The organism is Pseudonocardia charpentierae, from assembly GCF_031845345.1.
Classification (GTDB): Bacteria; Actinomycetota; Actinomycetes; order Mycobacteriales; family Pseudonocardiaceae; genus Pseudonocardia; species Pseudonocardia charpentierae.
This window is the reverse complement of the sequence record NZ_JAVREJ010000015.1, coordinates 86,593-104,763: the sequence shown is the minus strand read 5'-3', so window position 1 is coordinate 104,763 and position 18,171 is coordinate 86,593. Positions and strand designations below refer to the sequence as shown.

Annotated in this window: 19 protein-coding genes; 4 read left to right on the top strand and 15 right to left on the bottom strand. The window is 71.2% G+C overall.

The annotated features are described in order from the left end of the window. Nucleotides 1–65 precede the first annotated feature (65 nt). Together RM445_RS20495 and RM445_RS20490 are read right to left on the bottom strand one after the other, a co-directional pair. Nucleotides 66–1,076: an MBL fold metallo-hydrolase gene (locus RM445_RS20495; RefSeq protein ID WP_311558492.1), complete on the bottom strand. Its 1,011-nt coding sequence runs from the start codon at nt 1,074–1,076 to the stop codon at nt 66–68. A 54-nt stretch (nt 1,077–1,130) separates the two neighbouring features. Continuing rightward, nucleotides 1,131–1,964: a shikimate dehydrogenase family protein gene (locus RM445_RS20490; RefSeq protein ID WP_311558403.1), complete on the bottom strand. Its 834-nt coding sequence runs from the start codon at nt 1,962–1,964 to the stop codon at nt 1,131–1,133. A gap of 253 nt (nt 1,965–2,217) precedes the next feature. On the opposite strand from RM445_RS20490, the gene RM445_RS20485 reads away from it, so the two are divergent. After that, nucleotides 2,218–3,117, top strand: coding sequence for a 3-hydroxybutyryl-CoA dehydrogenase (locus tag RM445_RS20485; RefSeq protein WP_311558402.1), 900 nt, complete (start codon nt 2,218–2,220; stop codon nt 3,115–3,117). 96 nt (nt 3,118–3,213) lie between these two features. On the opposite strand, the gene RM445_RS20480 is transcribed toward RM445_RS20485, so the two are convergent. The 3 genes from RM445_RS20480 to RM445_RS20470 are packed head-to-tail and all read right to left on the bottom strand — an operon-like array spanning nt 3,214 to nt 4,718. Then, nucleotides 3,214–3,510 carry a hypothetical protein gene (locus RM445_RS20480; RefSeq protein WP_311558400.1) on the bottom strand — a complete coding sequence of 99 codons (297 nt, stop codon included), beginning with the start codon at nt 3,508–3,510 and terminating at the stop codon, nt 3,214–3,216. 33 nt (nt 3,511–3,543) lie between these two features. Next, nucleotides 3,544–4,437: a DODA-type extradiol aromatic ring-opening family dioxygenase gene (locus tag RM445_RS20475; RefSeq protein WP_311558398.1), complete on the bottom strand. Its 894-nt coding sequence runs from the start codon at nt 4,435–4,437 to the stop codon at nt 3,544–3,546. Beyond that, nucleotides 4,425–4,718, bottom strand: a complete 294-nt coding sequence (locus RM445_RS20470; protein ID WP_311558397.1) for a hypothetical protein — start codon at nt 4,716–4,718, stop codon at nt 4,425–4,427. The genes RM445_RS20475 and RM445_RS20470 overlap by 13 nt, the downstream gene beginning before the upstream one ends. A gap of 151 nt (nt 4,719–4,869) precedes the next feature. Between RM445_RS20470 and RM445_RS20465 the strand changes: the two genes are divergently transcribed. After that, nucleotides 4,870–5,904 carry an amidohydrolase family protein gene (locus RM445_RS20465; protein WP_311558395.1) on the top strand — a complete coding sequence of 345 codons (1,035 nt, stop codon included), beginning with the start codon at nt 4,870–4,872 and terminating at the stop codon, nt 5,902–5,904. 3 nt (nt 5,905–5,907) lie between these two features. Here the strand turns inward: RM445_RS20465 and RM445_RS20460 are convergent, their stop codons facing one another. Continuing rightward, nucleotides 5,908–6,930 carry a LacI family DNA-binding transcriptional regulator gene (locus RM445_RS20460; RefSeq protein ID WP_311558393.1) on the bottom strand — a complete coding sequence of 341 codons (1,023 nt, stop codon included), beginning with the start codon at nt 6,928–6,930 and terminating at the stop codon, nt 5,908–5,910. Nucleotides 6,931–7,009: 79 nt separating this feature from the next. On the opposite strand from RM445_RS20460, the gene RM445_RS20455 reads away from it, so the two are divergent. After that, a complete protein-coding gene (locus tag RM445_RS20455) occupies nt 7,010–8,302 on the top strand; it encodes an MFS transporter (RefSeq protein WP_311558391.1) in 1,293 nt (430 codons plus the stop codon). A gap of 230 nt (nt 8,303–8,532) precedes the next feature. On the opposite strand, the gene RM445_RS20450 is transcribed toward RM445_RS20455, so the two are convergent. The 9 genes from RM445_RS20450 to RM445_RS20410 form a co-directional block, all read right to left on the bottom strand. Further along, entirely contained in the window at nt 8,533–9,033 is a 501-nt protein-coding gene (locus RM445_RS20450) for a hypothetical protein (RefSeq protein WP_311558390.1), read from the bottom strand. A gap of 133 nt (nt 9,034–9,166) precedes the next feature. Further along, on the bottom strand, nt 9,167–9,739 hold the full coding sequence (locus RM445_RS20445) for a hypothetical protein (RefSeq protein WP_311558389.1): 573 nt from the start codon (nt 9,737–9,739) through the stop codon (nt 9,167–9,169). A 64-nt stretch (nt 9,740–9,803) separates the two neighbouring features. Beyond that, entirely contained in the window at nt 9,804–10,388 is a 585-nt protein-coding gene (locus RM445_RS20440) for an antibiotic biosynthesis monooxygenase (protein ID WP_311558491.1), read from the bottom strand. Further along, on the bottom strand, nt 10,385–12,088 hold the full coding sequence (gene sucB / locus RM445_RS20435) for a 2-oxoglutarate dehydrogenase, E2 component, dihydrolipoamide succinyltransferase (RefSeq protein WP_311558388.1): 1,704 nt from the start codon (nt 12,086–12,088) through the stop codon (nt 10,385–10,387). Before sucB ends, RM445_RS20440 begins: the two co-directional genes overlap by 4 nt. Nucleotides 12,089–12,110: 22 nt before the next feature. Continuing rightward, nucleotides 12,111–13,526, bottom strand: coding sequence for a dihydrolipoyl dehydrogenase (gene lpdA, locus RM445_RS20430; RefSeq protein ID WP_311558387.1), 1,416 nt, complete (start codon nt 13,524–13,526; stop codon nt 12,111–12,113). A 13-nt stretch (nt 13,527–13,539) separates the two neighbouring features. After that, a complete protein-coding gene (locus RM445_RS20425) occupies nt 13,540–14,544 on the bottom strand; it encodes an alpha-ketoacid dehydrogenase subunit beta (protein WP_311558385.1) in 1,005 nt (334 codons plus the stop codon). A gap of 28 nt (nt 14,545–14,572) precedes the next feature. Next, a complete protein-coding gene (locus RM445_RS20420; RefSeq protein ID WP_311558383.1) occupies nt 14,573–15,574 on the bottom strand; it encodes a thiamine pyrophosphate-dependent dehydrogenase E1 component subunit alpha in 1,002 nt (333 codons plus the stop codon). Nucleotides 15,575–15,595: 21 nt separating this feature from the next. Then, nucleotides 15,596–16,465 carry an alpha/beta fold hydrolase gene (locus tag RM445_RS20415; protein ID WP_311558382.1) on the bottom strand — a complete coding sequence of 290 codons (870 nt, stop codon included), beginning with the start codon at nt 16,463–16,465 and terminating at the stop codon, nt 15,596–15,598. 70 nt (nt 16,466–16,535) lie between these two features. Then, nucleotides 16,536–17,051, bottom strand: coding sequence for a MaoC family dehydratase (locus tag RM445_RS20410; protein ID WP_311558381.1), 516 nt, complete (start codon nt 17,049–17,051; stop codon nt 16,536–16,538). 274 nt (nt 17,052–17,325) lie between these two features. Here RM445_RS20410 and RM445_RS20405 point away from each other — a divergent pair, with 274 nt between their 5' ends. Next, a complete protein-coding gene (locus tag RM445_RS20405) occupies nt 17,326–18,165 on the top strand; it encodes an IclR family transcriptional regulator (protein WP_311558380.1) in 840 nt (279 codons plus the stop codon). The last annotated feature ends 6 nt before the right edge of the window (nt 18,166–18,171 follow it).

Genomic DNA, 18,171 nt, shown 5'->3' with positions numbered 1-18,171 from the left:
CCCCGGTCTCGTCGACTGCGCGCATCGAATCTCTTTACCCAGATCAGTCTTACCCCGTATCGACGTCAGACCTCTGACGCCCGCCACACGAACACGCCGTCGGGCCTGCGACCCCGGGCGAGAACGCCCCGCACCTCGTGGTGGGCGAGGTAGGCGAGGATCTCGGCCATGGCGAAGTGCCGTTGCGCCGCCGTCATGGCCGTCGGGAACAGCTCGGCGGTGAGCTCGGTGGCCGTGCGCTCGCGCGCCTCCACCATCTCGCGGATCTGCGTCAACCGCCGCAGCTTGTTCCGCGAGATGGAAGCCGCTCTGCGGGCACCGTCGCGGAACGGCGCACCGTGGCCGGGCAACACAAGATCAGGAGCGAGGGTACCCACGCGCTCCAGCGACTCCAGGTACGACCCCATGGGGTCGGTCTCGAAGCCGCGTTCGAAGGTCACCGGCGGGGACACCACCTGCAGCAGGTGGTCACCGGAGCACAGCAGGCGGTCCGTCGCGCTCCACAGGCAGATGTGGCCGGGTGAGTGACCGGGTGTGTGGACGACCTCCCAGCTCCGGTCGCCCACCACGATGCGCTCGCCGCCGTCGAGCAGCGTGCTCGGGCGGCCGATCGACGGCATCACCGGGAGCCAGTCGCACAGCCCGCGGGAGCTCTCGGTCAGCTCGGGCCCGTAGAGACCGTGATCGGCCAGCATCAGCTCGCGCCGGTCGACGGCCTCCTCGGGGTCGGCGTACTTGGCCAGGTCCAGCTCGGTGCTGCGGTGCATCAGGAGCTGCCCGCCGCTGCGCCGCACCACCTCCCCGGCCAGACCGAAGTGGTCGATGTGGGCGTGGGTGACGACGAGGCGCTCGATCCGCTCGAGCCCGCTGCCACAGGCGAGCAGGGCCTCCTCGAGGGCCGCGGTGCCGTCCGGGCCCGGGTCGCCGTCCGGGGTGGCGGCGGCCGCGATGCCGCAGTCGACGAGCGTGTCGCGCCCGTCGCCGCCGGCGAGCAGATAAGCGCTGACGGTCTCGACGCCGTGGATGCCGAGCGGCAGCGCCATCCGGTGCAGCCCGGGCGCCACCTCGGTCACCATGTCCGTCACGGCTGAACGATCACGTCCCTGCGCCGGCTCCGCAACCCCGGGGGGTCACCCCTCGACCTTCGAGACGGCGCGCAGCTCATCCGGCGTGGCGGTGCCGAAGCCGAAGAACTCCAGATAAGCCGGGATCTGCTCGAAGAGCATGTCCTTGCCGACCTGGATGGGGCAGCCCTTGCTCTGCGCCTCCCGCAGGAACGGGGTGATCTCCTGCTTCATCACGACCTCGCCGACGAACGTGCCCGGGTCGATCCGGTCGACGTCCATCGGCAGGGGGTCGTCGTCCTTCATCCCGAGGGGCGTGGCGTTGACCACGAGGTCGTGCCCGGCCGGATCCTTGGAGCCGGTGGTGACCACGAGCTCCGGGTAGGCCTCACGCAGCCGTGTGGCCAGGCCCTCCGAGGCGGCGGGGTACGGGTCGAACAAGCTGATCGCGCCGACGCCGGCCGCGGCGAGCGAGGCGGCGATGGGCGAGCCGACACCGCCGTTGCCGACGACAAGCACCTTCTTCCCCGCGAGGTCGAACCCCTTGCGCTGCACCCCGCGCACGAACCCGGCGCCGTCGAACTGGTCACCCAGCAACGACCCGTCCTCGCGCAGCAGCACGGCGTTGGCCGCGCCTGCAACCTTCGCGGTAGGGGTGATCTCGTCGACCAACGAGATCGTGGTGACCTTGTGCGGCATGGTCACCAGCGCACCGCGGATGTTGGTGAGCTTGAACAGGAACCGGAAGAAGTCCGGGTACTCCTCGGCCTTGACGCCCATCGGGACGACGACCGCGTCGATGCCGTTCTTGTCGAACCACGGGTTGTAGATCAGCGGCGCCTTGAACGCGAACGTGGGAAAACCCAGATGGGCGATGAGCGTGGTCTTCCCGCTGATCATGGACGATCCTCCCGGCGGCGGCTCGATGCTCGCCCCATGCTCGACCGCGGAAACGCCGGACGGACGGCAGGGAACCGATGCTCCCGTCCAGCGGAACGGGCCGGAGCGGGTGATCTGCTTCACTCCGACTCGCGCGAGCCGCTCGGCCGGGACCACCGTGTTCGGTAAATCATGCAGGCGCGTCACAGTGGGCGGGTGCCGGGATGCGACGATGTCGCGGGCGGTCGAGGAACGGAGCGTTATGACTTCGCAAGTGGCAACGGACCGGGCCGACGAGACCGGTGGAGACCGGCCGGAGGTGTCCACCGTCGGCGTGGTCGGCGGCGGGATCATGGGCTCCGGGATCGCGGAGGTGGCCGCGCGCAACGGCTGCGAGGTGATCCTGCTCGAGGTCGGCGACGTCGCGGCGGACGCCGCACTGGCGCGCATCCGCAAGTCGCTCGCGCGGGCGGAGAAGTCGGGCAAGCTGTCGGCCGCGGACCGCGAGGTCGCGGAGGGACGTCTGCGGACGGCGACCGACGTCGCCGAGCTCGCCGACCGCGACCTCGTGATCGAGGCCGTCGTCGAGGACGAGGCCGAGAAGGTGGCCATCTTCCAGGCGCTGGGCAAGGTCGTGCGCCCGGACGCCCTGCTGGCGAGCAACACGTCGTCGATCCCGATCATGAAGCTGGCGGCGGTCACGCCCCAGCCCCAGCGCGTCATCGGCATGCACTTCTTCAACCCGGTCCCCGTGCTGCCGCTCGTCGAGCTGGTGCCGAGCCTGCTGACGTCGCAGGAGACCGTGGAGCGCGCCGACGCCTTCGCCGCGAAGCAGCTCAAGAAGCACACCGTGCTGAGCAAGGACCGCGCGGGCTTCATCGTGAACGCCCTGCTGATCCCCTACCTGCTCGCCGCGATCCGGATGGTCGAGTCCGGCTTCGCCAGCCCCGAGGACATCGACACGGGCATGGTCGACGGGTGTGCGCACCCGATGGGTCCGCTGGCGCTGACCGACCTCATCGGGCTCGACACCACCATGGCGGTGGCCCAGTCGATGTACGCCGAGTTCAAGGAGCCGCTGTACGCCCCGCCGCCGCTGCTGCTGCGGATGGTCGAGGCGGGCCTGCTGGGCCGCAAGGCCGGCCGCGGGTTCTTCACCTACCAGGCCAAGTAGGTGCCTGAGAAGTAGACAGAGACACGCGACGGCCCCGATGCATCCGCACCGGGGCCGTCGTGGTCACGCCTCGTGGCAGTCGCCCGCGGACGACGCTCAGACGCCGCCGCCCTTGAGCTGCTGCCGCAGGGCCCCGAGGACCACCTCGGAGGTGGAGCGGACGAAGTTGGCGTGCGTGGTGGCCAGCGTGCTGGCCCACTCGGCACCGGTGCCCTTGGCCGCCTGCTCCTCGAGGTCGAGCATGTTCTTGAGGACGGTCTCGTAGCCCTCCAGCCAGGCGAGACCGTTCTTCTTGGCCTGCTCGGCGACCTGCTCCCCGAGCTCACGGACGCGTTGCGTGGCGGCCTCGAGCTCGGCGCTCACATCAGGGGTGGGTATGCCGGGGGTGGACATGCGGGTGGTCTCCTCTTCTTCGGGTGTTGCGGTTCAGTCGCCCGCGGTCACGGGAGACGTCGGAGCCGCGCCGGAGGCGTTCCCGACGCTTCTGGCAGTACCCCGTCCGGTGTCCCACTGTGCCACGGCCATGCCCGTGATCCACGGCGCGATCGCCTCGTAGGCGAGCACATCGGCGGGTGCTCCGCCCATGACCCCCGCCACCGCCACCCAGGTCCGCATCTCGTGGTTGCCGTTGCCGGCGAGCTCGATCTCGTCGTCCTTCATGTCGAGCACCTGGTCGATCTCACCGCGCTCGAGCCGCTCGCAGAACCAGCGGTCGAACTCCTCGTTGATGTCGCCGACGCGGGGGTTGCCGATCCAGTGCGACAAGCCGCCGCAGCCGACCACCGCGACCCGCTCCAGACCCTCGAACGACCGGATCGCCGCACCGAGCTGCTTGCCGAACTCGTACCAGCGCCACACCGGCATCAGCGGCGGGACCGCGCAGTTCATGACGATCGGCACGAGCGGGAGCTTCATGTCCTGGTCCAGCTCGTAGTACACGGTCATGATCCCGTGATCGAGCTCGAGCAGGTGGGAGAACGCCGGGTCGAACCCGTTGTCCAGGGTCTCGCGCATGATGTGGTTCGCCAGGCCCTCGTGACCCGGGATCCAGACCTTGTCGATGGGCAGCCACTCCTCGGTGGGCCCCCAGTTCCGCTCCCCCACCCCGACGCAGATCTGCGGGAAGTTCTCGAGGAAGAAGTTGGTGAAGTGCTCGTTGGACAGGAACACGCACGCCTGGACGTCGAGGTCCCGGGCCTGCTGCCTGATCGCATCGAGGGCGCCGATGAAGTGTTCGCGCTGCTCCTTCGGCGCGGCCTCGCGCGCGGAGGACATCATCGGGGCGTGCGAGGAACAGTAGGCGAGAACTACTTCTGCCACCGGCCCCTCCTCTCCTCGGGCTTGCCGAACGGCTCCAGGATCTTGCGGTAGTCGTCGCGGGCGTACCCGGCGGCACGCGCGTAACGGTTGATGAGCACTTCGTGCAGGCCCATCGTGTAGAAGGCGGCGACGTCCTTGTCGTCGAACGCCTTCCGTTCGTCGTCGGTCAGTTCGTAGCGCGACAGGTCGAACCCGGCGCGCCCGTCTCCTGCGGCATCGCTGTTGACCTCGCCCGCGCGGATCCAGTCGTACACCGCCCGGTTCAGCTGATACAGGCTCACTACCTCGTGTCACCTTCCTCCCGCCCGCAGACTGACACGTCCGGCGGTGCGTCGTCCCGTCCGCGGGTCGCCCGTTCCGACCAGTGAGAGGCGATGGTGGCCTCCGGCGTCGCCGCGACAGAGTGGCGGTGAGACGAAAGGAGCTTCACCGATGGTCTCTCCATCCGGCGGGCGACGGGCGGTCGACGTTCACGCCCATGCCATGCCGCTGCCGCTCCTGGCGCGCCTGGCCGATCGCGGACTGGCCGACCTCGACGGTGTGCCCGACGGCGTCGTGCGGCTGGACCCACGGGTCAGCGGCGTGGGTCCATGGGCGCCGCTGCCGCTGGCGCGCAGCCAGTACGACGTGGCGGTGCGCATGTCCGAGATGGACGGGGCCGGGGTGGACCGCCACGCCGTGTCGCTGCCGCCGTTCCTGTTCGCCTCGACCTCGGACGACGAGGGTTTCGTCGCCGATGTCGTGCGGCCGGGCAATGACGAGCTCGCCGTCTACGTCGCGGACGCCCCGGACCGCCTGCTCGGGCTGGGGTCGGTGCCCCTCGGGTTCCCCGGTGCGGCCGACGAGGCCCGCCGCTGTCTGGACGAGCTGGGACTGGCCGGGATCGCGATCGGCAGCCGCGGCGGCGGCCGCGACCTCGACGACCCCGTGAACGGCGAGCTGTGGTCGCTTCTGGCCGAGCGCGAGACGTTCGTCTTCCTGCACCCCAGCGGCGTGCCGGACCCGAAGCGGGTCGGCGACTGGTACATGCCGCAGCTCGTCGGCTACCCCGCCGAGACCGCCATCGCGATCGCCCGCATGGTGTTCAGCGGCACGCTGGAGCGCCACCCGATCAACCTGTGCCTGGCGCACGGCGGCGGCTGCCTGCCGGCCCTGCGCGGCCGGATGGACATGGGCTGGGAGCGCAAGGAGGTCGCCCACACCACGCCGCTGCCGCCGAGCGCGTACGCCGACCGGCTCTACTACGACACGGCGGTGTTCAACACGACGCTGCTGCGCCGGCTGGTGGAGGACGTGGGTGCCGGGCACGTGATGATGGGTACGGACCACCCGTTCGAGCTGGCCGACTTCACGCCGGTGCAGACGGTCGAGGCGTTGGAGCTGGACGAGGCCGCGACCCGGGCGATCCTGTGGGACAACGCGGCCCCGCTGCTCGGGCTGCCGATGGACGTCTCCGCTCCGAGTTGAAGCTCAGGAGGTAGGTGGAGCCGGGCCCGTCGACTGCCGCACCTGCAGCCGCACGGGCAGGACGATCCGCTCGGGGTCGGGTGACCGGTCGTCGAGCAGCACGTCGACGAGCGCCCGGCCGGCCTCCTCGGTGGGGGCCGTGACGGTGGTCAGCGGCGGGTGGCAGAAGTCGGCGCCGAAGATGTCGTCGAAGCCCGTCACGCTGACCGTCCCCGGTACCGGCACGCCGCACTCCTCGAGGCGGCGCAGCACGCCGATGGCGAGCAGGTCGTTGTACCCGACCAGCGCCGTCGCTCCGGAGGCCAGGCCGGCGTCGGCCGCGGCCCGCCCCCCGTCGAGGGTGGGCGCGAACGGACCGAGGCGCTGCACGGTGACGCCGGCCTGCGTCGCCCCGGCGGTCAGCGCCGCCCAGCGGCGGCCCTCGCTCCACGACCGCCGGGGCCCCGAGAGGTAGGCGACGCGGCGGTGCCCGAGGGCGACGAGGTGCGCGAGCGTCTGCCGGATCCCGTCGTCGAAGTCCGTGACGACTCCGGGAAGACCGGGCAGCTCGCGGTTGTGCAGCACGACCGGGCGGCGGCGGGCGAGCTCCAGCAGGTCAGCGTCCGGGAGCCTGCTCGAGGCGAGCACGATCCCGTCGACGACCGAGCCCAGCCGGTCGAGGTGGTCCGCCTCCAGCCCGGGGTCGCCGCGGGTGTCGCCGAGCACGAGGGTGCGGTCCGCGGCCCGGGCACGCTCCTCCGCGCCGCGGATCAGCCCGAAGTGGTGCGGGTTGGTGATGTCGGGAACGAGCACGGCGAGCATCTGCGTGCGTCCCGAGACCACCGCGCGGGCGATGCGGTTCGGGCGGTACCCCAGCCGGCGGGCGACCTCCTGCACGCGGGCGCGCGTCGCGGGGCTGATCCGGTCCGGCTGGGTCAGGGCGCGCGAGACCGTCGACACCGCGACCCCGGCCTCACGGGCGACGTCGTGCAGCGTGACGTTCTGCAGGCCCGCCCGCCCCGGGGAGCGCGGCGTGGGAGAGGTCACGACATCGGTTGTAGTCTGCCGGCACAGATTTGGCAAACGTTTGCCATAATGGAGCCACGTTCTCCACCGGAAGGATCCCGTGACCACCCCCGACCGTGTCCTGCCCGTCCGCATGTCGTGGGTGGTGTGGGGCGTCGGAGTGCTGGCCTACGTGCTCACGGTCATGCAGCGCACCACGCTGGGAGTGGCCGGGCTCGAGGCGGCGCAGCACCTCGGCGTGAACCCGGGCACGCTCTCGCTGTTCGTCTTCGTCCAGGTCGCCGTGTACATGCTCACGCAGGTGCCCGCCGGCTTCCTGACCGACCGGTTCGGCGCCCGGGTCATGCTCGTGGCCAGCGCGACCCTGATCGCGGCCGGCCAGCTCCTGCTGATGCTGGCCACCGCGCTGCCGGTGGCCGTGCTCGCCAGGGTGCTGGTGGGGATCGGCGACGCGATCGTGTTCGTCGCGGTGCTGGCCCTGCTCCCGCGCTGGTTCCCGGCCCGGCGCGTCCCCATGATCACGCAACTGACCACGATCCTCTGTCAGGCGGGCCAGGTCCTCTCGGCGCTGCCGTTCCTGGCGCTCCTGCACGTCGCGGGATGGCACGCGGCGTTCGGGTCCGCCGCGGCGGCGAGCGCACTGGTGGCCGTGCTGGCGTTCCTCGTAGTGCGCGACGCGCCGGGCGGCACCCCCGAACGCGGTCCCGCCGTCTCACCTCAAGAGATCGGTCGCCGGCTGCGGGCCGTCTGGCGCCGGCCCGGCACGCGGCTGGGGTTCTTCTCCCACATGGCCGTGCAGTTCTCCATGAACGTGTTCACGCTGCTCTGGGGTGTGCCCTACCTGGTGTCGGCGCAGGGCCTGTCGACCACGGCGGCGGGCGCGCTGGTCACCCTGTTCGTGGTGTGCACGATCGCGTTCGGGCCGGTCGCCGGTGCGCTCACTGTGTGGAAGCCCCTGCGCCGGTCGCGTCTGGTGCTGGTGGTCGTGGCGCTGACAGCGGCGATCTGGACGGTGGTGCTGTCGCTCCCCGGGCCCGCGCCGCTGTGGCTCCTGGTGCTGTTGATCGTGGTTCTCGGCATGGGTGGCCCGGCGTCCGTGGTCGGGATCGACATCGGCCGCACCAGCAACCCGACCTCCAGCCTGGGTGTGGCCCAGGCGCTGGTGAACCTCGGTGGGTTCTCGGCGTCGCTCGTCGTGCTGGCCGCGATGGGCCTGGTCCTGAACCTCTCCGGCGGTTTCACCCCGGAAGCCTTCCGGCTGGCCTGGCTGGCCCAGTACCCGGTGTGGGTCGCCGGCGTGGTCTGCCTGCTGCTGGCCCGGCGCACGGCGCGCCGCGAGGGGGCGGGCGACCCGGCGGCTGAAGAGTCACCGGCTCGCGTCCTCACGCGGTGAGCAGGCCGCGCCCCCCGACTCCGCGCGGCGTTCCCGGCGGTGCATGTGCTGTAGCCGGCGCGGGGCCGCGAACGCCGCGCGGAGTGGCGATTGCGTGGAGACGCCGACACCGAACTTCCGGCTCCTCGCAGAGCCCGTCGACTCCCCGCCGAGGCACTTGCCTCTGCGACGTGGACACGGGCTCTGCGAGGACGTGGGAGGGCCGGTGGGGCAAGCCGCCGCGACCGCCGTCAGGAGCGGGGCTGGCGCGGGGCCCAGAAGTCCGTGACCGCGCCCTCCAGCTCCGACCACGTCCGCAACCACTGCAGCAGCGGCTTCAGCGAGGTCTCGAGCGCGGCCAGCTGCTCGTCGAAGGTGTTCAGCTGGGTGACGAGCGCCTGCACCTGCGACCGGCGGGCCGCGATGTCGTCGACGACGGCCTGCAGCTGCCGCGCCGACATCGTCGCCGGGGTGGCCGAGAGCCCCGGCATCGGCGGCATACCGGGGATCGCGGGCAGACCGGCCGGTCCGGAGCCCGAACCGCCCGATGCGGCCTTCGCACTCCCCGCAGCGCCGCCTGTACCACCCGAACCGGTGCTCGCCGCCGGCGTGATGCCGGGGACCGGCCAGCCGGGCAGACCGCCGGTGAGCATGCGGTCCGCCATCTCGCGCATCTGCTGCGCGAGCTGCGTCATCGACCGGGCCGCGGCTCCCGCCGGATCCGGCCGCCGTGTCTCGTCGTCGGCGGCCATGCGGTCCTCCCCATGTCGTCGCTGACCCATGTCGTCTCTGACCCGTGTCGTCCTGACCCGTGTCATCACTGACCGTGTCGTCCGACCCTGACGTGCGCGCCCAGTGTCGCCCTGTCGGGGACCCTGTGCCGGATCAGGACTCCACCGACACCAGACCCAGCAGTTCGACCCGCCAGTCGGCGTACGACACCCCGGACAGGGTCTCGACGGAGGTGGGGCGCGACGACGACTCCTTGCCCAGCCCGGCGGCCACGATGTCTTCGGCCGACGCGCTGGACCCGAGCACCCGCACCGCGACGTCGTCGCCCGCGTCGGCCTGCGCCGCGTGGGCGAGCACCCGGAACAGTGCGCGCCGGGCCTCGATGTCGTCGTCGGTGGCGACCTCGGCAGGCAGCGACCAGGCCACGACGGTGACCCGGCCGCCCGGCTTGAGCGACGGCACCGCCGCGTCCATCGCCGGGAAGCGCGCGAGCACGCCCTTCACGTAGAAGTGGTGCAGCCGCTCCAGCGCCGTCGATCCCTCGATCCCGAAGGTCGCGGGCAGCTGCAGGTAGGCGTCGAAGGCGTTCTCGCCGGCCTCCTTGCACGCCGCCGGGACGTTGGCGAGGTCGTCGACCTCCACGACAGTGCAGTCCTGGGCACGCAGTACCTGCGAGACCTGGGCGATGCGCTCGGGTGCTCCGGAAACCAGCACATTCGTGGGCATGAAGCTCCTTCTCCTCGGACGTCGTCGTCGCGGCGGGCCCGCTCGCACTCACCGGCGATCACGATCAGTGGCGACCCGGTGGCGCGTAGAGCCAATCCTGCAACACCCGGGCCATCCAGGGCATCACCGTCCACGTCATGAAGAACGTCACAATCACCGCGATCGCCCCGACCCGCAGCGGCATGACCCAGCCCAGCTCGCCGAGCGCCAGGTTGCACGCCAGCTGCAGGACGTAGGTCGCCGCGAGCGAGACGACGAACATCTTCCACCGCGGCGGGGCCGGGGCGGTCCGGCCGGGCAGCGCGAACCACGTCTCCAACCCCGTCACCCGGTGCGTCGACGAACCGTGGACGAGGTCCTCCCCCGCCGCGAGATGCTCTGCACGGCTCGGCGAGGCCTCCCAGTCGTGCAGGTGCCGGGAGCTGTCGAAGCGGAAGACGACGTGCCAGGGCTCGCCCACATGGCTGGGCCGGAGCAGGCCGGCTCCCAGGAACCCCGGGAACCGGCCGGCGCGGCGCGTGAGTTCCGCGCTCCAGTCCTCGAACTCGACCTCCCGGCCGGGGGCGACCCGTCGGGCGACGGTGACCGTGACCGGTTCGCCGGCCGGGACGCCACTGCCCGCCGCGTCGCTCGAGGCAGGAGTGCTCAGCCGACCTCCGCCTCCCAGTCGCGCTTCTCCAGGCTGTCGCGGATGTGCATGAGGAACATCGACGCCGTCGAACCGTCGAAGGCCCGGTGGTCGTAGACAAGGCCGAGGACACCCGTCGGGTGGATGGCGATCGCGTCGCCCACTGCCACCGGCCGCCGCTTGACCCCGTCAGTGCACAGGATGCCGACGTTGGGCTGGTTGATGATCGGCGCCGAGGCGAAGCTGGCGAACGGGCCGGGGTTGGTGATCGTGAAGGTCGACCCCCGCATGTCGTCCATCGTGGCCTTGCCCGAACGGGCGGCGGCGGCGATCTTGGTGATCCCCTGGGCGATCCCCCGCATGTTGAGCTGGTCGGCGTCCTTCACCACCGGCACCACGAGGCCCTGCTGGTTCAGGTCGACCGCGATCCCGAGGTTGACGTAGGGGTGCAGCGTCATGGTCTTGGCCTCGACGTCGATCGAGGAGTTGACCGTCGGGAACGCCCGCAGCGCGTCGACCACCGCCCGCGAGACGAAGGGCAGGTACGACAGCGAGGAGCCGGTCTCCTTCTTGAACCGGTCCTTGTGCTTGGCCCGCACCTTGTCGACGTTGTCGTAGTCGACCTCGATGGAGGTCCACACGCTCGCCGCGAGCATCTGCGAGCCCTTGAGCCCGCTCGCGAGCGCCAGCCGCATCCGCGAGAGCGGCTGCACCTGGTCGCGCGGGTCGCCGCCGGCCTTCGGCGCCGCGGCGGCCGCGGGCGCGGCCGGGCGCGGCTGGGTGGTCGCCGGAGCGGCGGCCGCCGCAGCAGGTGCGGGGGCCGCGGTCGCCGTGGCGCCACCGCCCGCGATCGCCTTCTCGACGTCCTCGCGCCGGATCCGCCCGCCCACGCCGCTGCCCGGGACCTTCGCCAGGTCCAGGTTGTTCTCCGCCGCGAGCCGCCGCACCAGCGGGGAGAGCGGCGTGCCGCCGCCGTTGGCCGATGCCGTGGCCGGAGCAGCAGTGGCCGGAGCAGCGGCGGCGGTCGCGGCGGGTGCTGCCGCCGGGGTGGGTGCGGGAGCTCCCCCGCCACCCGCCGGTGGCGCCGCACCCGGCTCGCCGATGCGGGCGACCGGCGTGCCGACCGGCACCGTCTCCCCCGACTGCACGAGGATCTCCAGGATCACCCCGTCGTACGGGCTGGGGATCTCCGAGTCGACCTTGTCGGTGGACACCTCGAACAGCGGGTCGTCGAACGCGACGGCGTCGCCGACGTTCTTGAGCCAGCTGCCGACCGTGCCCTCGGTGACGGTCTCGCCCAGCTTGGGCATGGTGATGTCGTGCACCTCGCCACCGGCCGCTGCAGGTGCTGCCGCGGCCGGTGAACCGGGCACGCCGGCCCCTGGGGCGGCGGTGGCGGGCATGGCCTCGGAGCCGCCCGTAGTCGGTGCGGCAGGGTCGGACGACGCGGGGCCACCTCCGGCGCCCGGCGTCGACCCGGGCTCGCCGATCTTCACGAGCGGTGTGCCCACCGGGACCGTCTCGCCCGCCTGCACGAGGATCTCCACGATCACCCCGTCGTACGGGCTCGGGATCTCCGAGTCGACCTTGTCCGTCGACACCTCGAACAACGGGTCGTCGAACGCGACGTCGTCGCCGACGTTCTTGAGCCAGCTGCCGACCGTTCCCTCGGTGACCGTCTCGCCCAGCTTGGGCATCGTGACGGTCCACTGCTCGGACATCTGAAGTCTCCCGCCTCGTCGCTCAGCCGTGCAGAGAACGGCCGGAGAAAGTGATCATGGTTTCGCCGATGGCCTCGGACAGGCTCGGGTGCGCGTGGATGAGGTGGCCGACCTCCGACGGCAACGCCTCCCAGTTCACCGCGAGGTAGCCCTCGTGCATCAGCTCGCTCGCCCACGGCCCCACCATGTGGAAGCCGAGGACCGGGCCGTTCTTCTGCGCGACGATCTTCACCAGGCCGTCGGTCTCGCCGAGGATCATCGCCCGCCCGTTGCCGGCCAGCGAGTGCTTGTGCACCTCGACGTCGTAGCCGGCTTCCTTGGCGTAGGCCTCGGTCATGCCGGACCACGCGACCTCGGGGTGCGTGTAGACGACCCACGGGACCTTGCCGTAGTCGACCGGCACCGGGTTCTCGCCGAGGAAGTGCTCCACGGCGACGACGGCCTCGGCGTAGGCGATGTGCGCCAGGCCGGGGGTGTTGACGCAGTCGCCGACGGCGTACACGCCGGGCCGCGACGTCAGCATCGTGGTGGGGTCGACGTCGACGAACCCGCGGTCGGTGAGCCGGACACCCGCCTCCGCCGCACCGATGTCCTCGGTGACCGGGCGGCGCCCGATCGACACGAGCACCTGGTCGACTTCGATCTTGTCCGAACCCTTGGGCGTCTCGAACGGCACGACGACCCCGGAGCCGGTGTGCTCCAGCGTCCCCACCCGGGCCTCACCGTGCACCGTCAGGCCGCGCCGGGCCAGCGACTTCGCCAGCACGTTCGCGACGTCGCGGTCCGGGCCGAGCGGCAGGATCGGGTTGGGCAGCGCCTCCAGGAGCGTGGTCTTCACGCCCATGTCGGTGAAGACCGACGCGAACTCCGCGCCGATCACCCCGCCGCCGATCACGGCGACCCGCTCCGGGAGCTTCTCCGCGTCGCTGTTCGTGCTCTGGTCGGACGTGATGACCTTGACGCCGTCGATGTCCATGCCGGGAATCGCCCGCGGCGCGGAGCCGGCGCAGATGATCACGGCGCGGCCGGACAGCGTCTGCGTCCCGCCGTCCTCGCCGGTCACGGCCACGGCGCCGTCGGCCGTCAGCCGGCCCCAGCCGAACACGACGTTCACCTTGCGCCGCTTGAGCAGCCCCGAAAGTCCCTTGTGGAGGTTGCCGACGATGCCGGCCTTGCGCTTGTTGGCCGCGGGCCAGTCGGGTTCGGGCTTCACGCCGTCCGGCAGCCTCACGCCGTGCTCGCCCGCGTGGCTGACGGTCCGGAAGACCTCGGCGGCGTGCAGCAGCGCCTTGGCCGGGATGCAGCCCCGGTGCAGGCAGGTGCCGCCCACCTTGTTCGCCTCGACGAGGGCGACCGTCAGGCCCGCGGACGCCGCGTAGAGCGCCGTCGCGTAACCGCCGGGTCCGCCGCCCAGGACGACGATGTCGTAGTCGGCCATCAGGGTTCGATCCTCATGCCCGCGCCACCTTTCGCAACGTCTCCGCGATCTCCGCCGGCTGCGGGATGATCGCGTCTTCCAGCGGCGGGCTCGTCGCGGTCGGCGTGTTCTTCGCGCCGATCCGCACCACCGGCTGGTCGAGGTGCCAGAAGGCCTCTTCCTGGATCGTCGCCGCGATCTCCGCGCCGTAGCCCAACCGCTTGGCCGCCTCGTGCAGCACCACGCACCGCGACGTCTTCTTCACCGAGTTCACGATCGTCTCGACGTCGAGCGGGACCAGTGTGCGCACGTCGACGACCTCGACGGAGATCCCTTCCTTGTCCAGCTCCTGGGCGATCTCGACGCCCTGGTGGACCCCTGCCGAGTAGGTCACCAGCGTGATGTCCTTGCCCGGGTGGACCACCTTCGCCACCCCGAGCGGGATCGGCTCCATCGACAGCGGACCGGTCGCCCGCAGCCGCCGGTAGAGGTACTTGTTCTCCAGGTACAGCGTCGGGTTGTTGTCGCGGATCGAACTGATCAGCAGCCCGGCGGCGTCCTCGGGCGTGCCCGGCATCACGATCTTGAGGCCCGGGACGTGCGCGAAGTACGACTCGACGCTCTGGCTGTGCGTGGGTCCGGCCCGCAGCCGGCCGCCGAACGGGGCCCGCATCGTCACCGGCATCGGGTCGCCGGTGCGCCAGTGGTGGCGCGCGAGCACGTTGATGATCGGGTCGAACGCGCACGAGATGAAGTCGGCGAACTGGAACTCCACGACAGGTCGCAGACCGACGAGCGCGGCCCCGGCGGCCAGACCGGTGAACCCGGTCTCGGCGATCGGGGTGTCGACCACGCGCCGCGGCCCGTACTTGTCGAGGAAGCCCTTGGTCACCTTGAAGGCGCCGCCGAACTGGCCGACGTCCTCGCCGATGATGAAGACGTTCGGGTCGCGCTCCATCTCGTGGTCCAGCGCTGCCCCGACCGCCTCGAGGTAGGTGGGATTCGCGGAGAGCTCCTGCGCCGGGCCGGACCTGAGCACGGGAGCAGGAGGGGTTCCTGGAATTGTGTCAGTCGGCATAGACACCTTCCTCGATGTTGCTGGGCTCCGGCATCGGGTCGGCGAGCGCCTTGCGCCGCGCGGCGATGGCCAGCTGCCGGGCGTCGTCCCGGACCTTCTTCACGGTGTCGTCGTCGAGCACGCCGCCCTTGAGGAGCACGTTCTCGAACAGCTCCACGGGGTCCTTCTTGCTGTACTCCTCGTACAGCTCCTTGAGCACGTAGTCCGCCGGGTCGTGCTCGGCGTGGCCGTGCATGCGCATGGTCACGCCCTCGACGATCGACGGACCGTCGCCGGCCCGCGCCCGCGCGACGGCCTCGCCGACGGCGTCGCGCACCGCCAGCACGTCCGTGCCGTCGACCGTGACGCCGGGGATCCCGTAGGCGACCGCCTTGTCCGAGAGCTTCGCGGAGTGCGAGGTCAGCCGCAGCGGCGTCGAGTAGGCGTACTGGTTGTTCTCGATCACGAACACGTTCGGCAGGCTCTGCACGCTGGCGAGCGTCAGCGCCTCGTGGAAGTCGGCCCGCGAGGTCGACCCGTCGCCGCAGAACGCCAGGCACACCTTGTCCTCCCCGCGGTACTTCGCGGCGAAGGCCATCCCGGTGGCCACCGGGAAGTTGGCCGGGATGTGGCTGGGCAGGTTGTAGATGCCCAGGTCCAATCGGCCGTAGTGCAGCGTGCCGTCGCGGCCGCCGGTCGGCGAGGTCGCCTTGCCCATGAAGCTGGCCATCACCTGCCACGGCTCCATGCCCCGCCACAGGTGCGCGCCGAGGTCGCGGTGGATCGGCGCCATGTAGTCGTCGGGGCGCAGGCACGAGGCGGCCCCGACGGAGATCGCCTCGTGCCAGTGGCCGGTGTAGAGAGAGCCGAGCAGGTCGCCGCCGCGATACATCGCCACCATGCGGTCCTCGACGGCCCGGGTGAGCACCATGACCTCGTAGACGCGGCGCAGCAGCTCGGGGTCGCGGCCCTCGAGCGTCTCGCTCCCGGCCTTCTTGTCCGTCTTACTCATCGTGGCGGCCCCTGCCCCTCTCTAGTTGCTCAGGAAGAAGTCGCGGACCTGGCGGTTGAAGTCGTCCTTGCGCTCGATCATCGACCAGTGCCCGCAGTGCGAGAACACCGACAGATCGGCGTTGTCGAGCAGCTGCAGCAGCTTGAGCGAGGTCTCCAGCGGAATGACCTGGTCCTCGCGGCCGTGCACGATCAGGGTGCGGTGCGCGAGCTTGCGGATCTCGTCGTCGGCGACCGTCATCGACTCCACCCACCGCTGCCGCGGCGCCGGGAACATCGAGGAGAACGACTCCTGGAAGCCGGGCTGCGTCGCGCCCTCGAACCGGGCCTGCGCCAGGTCACCGCTCGTCAGCGACTTGTCGTAGGCGAAGTACCCCATCACCGACTTCATGTGCTCCAACGTCCCCTGGAAACCCCAGACGTTGTCGAGCCCCTCGGTGATCTCGAACGGGACCCCCATGGAGCCCATGAGCACCATCTTGTCCACCCGGTCCGGGTGCTTGGTGGCCAGCCGCAGCGCGATGCCGCCGCCGAAGCTGTTGCCCACCAGGTGCGCCTTCTCGATGCCCAGGGCGTCCATCACCCCGAGGGTCTGGTCGGCCCACGTGTCGAGGCCGTAGTTCGGCTTCTCCGGCCGCTCCGAGTAGCCGAACCCGACCATGTCCGGGGCGACGCAGCGGAAGTGCTCGCCGAGCACCGGCAGCACGCCGCGCCAGTTGGCGTACGCCGTGACGCCCGGGCCCGAGCCGTGCACGAAGACGATGGTCTGGTCCCCGGAGCCGGCCTCCAGGTAGTTGGTGCGGATGCCGTTGGCGTCGACGTCCCTGCCGATCGCGGGGTTGGTGGCCGCGGGGTCCTGGGTGCCCGTGTCCGTGTCCTGGGTGCTGGTCATGCGACTGTCTCCTCCCGACGCCGGAGCTGCGTCGTTCGCTGCTGGTTCGACGATGTGCGGGGGCGGGCCGTCAGCCGTAGTACCGGAAGACGAGCTCCGCCACGCAGCACGGCTTGGGCTTACCCTCGACCTCGTAGGTCAGTCGCCAGACGACCTCTGCGCCGCCCTCGAGCTGCTTGACCTCGGCGATTTCGACATGCATCCGGATCCGGCTGCCCACGGGCAGCGGCGAGGGGAAGCGGACCTTGTTGAGCCCGTAGTTGAGGATCACGCCGAAGCCCTCGACCACACACACGGACCAGAGCAGACCGGTCGACATGCCGAGGGTGAGGAAGCCGTGCTGGATGGTCGTGCCGAAGGGACCCTCCGCGGCCCGCTCGGGGTCGACGTGGATCCACTGCTCGTCGCCGGTCAGCTTGGCGAACGCCGTGATCTCCTCTTGCACGACCGGCTTCCAGTCGCTGACGCCGACCTTCTGTCCGACGTGGGCCTCGAGCCCCTCCAGACCGGTGATGACGACCGGCCCGGAGGCGTGCGCCTCCGAGACCTGGGTCGCGCCGACACCGTCACCGCTGGGCTCGGTCATCCGGGTGCATCTCCTCTAGGTCCGGCCCTGCCTCGGGCTGTGCGTCGGCAGGACTCCGTGCTGGCGACAGGCCACCAGGGCCCCCGTCCTGGTCGCGGCCGAGTCAAGCACCGCCGTGGGGCGGCCTCCTACGCGCAGGTCCAGGTTTCCTGCTGAGTGGGAGTGCCCAGGAGGGCATGGCGACACGGCCTCGCGGCGGGTCACGATGGGTCGCCCGGGAGGGCTCGCGAGGCGGCGGTACGCGCACCGGACACGACGGCGCATGGGGGTCGGAATGGCGGGAGGCAGTACCGAGTGGCGGGGCCGATCGGTCATCAGCAAGGTGGTGGCCCTGCTCGACGCGTTCACCCCGACGGCCCCGGAGCTCTCGCTCAACGAGCTCGCGTCGCTGACCGGCCTGCCGGTGTCGACGACCTACCGCCTCGCCTCCGAGCTGGTGGCCTGGGGCGGCCTGGAACGGGTCGAGGGCGGCGGGTACCGGATCGGGCTGCGGCTGTGGGAGATCGGGTCGCTCGCCCCGCGCGGTGAGACGCTGCGCGAGGTCGCGCTGCCCTTCATGAACGACCTGTACGAGGCCACCCACGAGAACGTCCACCTCGCGGTGCTCGACGGCACCGAGGCGCTCTACGTGGAGAAGCTGTCGGGGCGCCGCGCGATGCCGGTGCGCACCCGCCGGGGCGGCCGCCTGCCGCTGCACGCCACCGCCGTCGGCAAGGTGCTGCTGGCCTACGGCCCTGACAGCCTGTTCCGGGAGGCCGTCGCCGACGGGCTGGCCCGCTACACCGCGCACACCATCATCGCGCCGGGGCACCTGCGGCGGGCGCTGGCGGAGATCCGCCGCACCGGGATCGCCTACGCACGCGAGGAACTGACGGTCGGCACCCAGTCGGTGGCCTCGGCGGTCCTGGACCCCGACGGCGGCCCGATCGCGGCGCTGTCGGTCACCCTGCGGTCCGGCCAGGGCGATCTGCGGCGGCTCGGCCCGGCGGTGCACACCGCGGCGATCTCGGTCTCCCGGGGCATGCAGGAACGCGCGCTGCTCACCCGGGACCGCGGGGAGCGGACCGCGGTGGCGGTGTCCGGCGGCCCGGGCGGCCCGCTCGGCGGGGACTGACCCCGC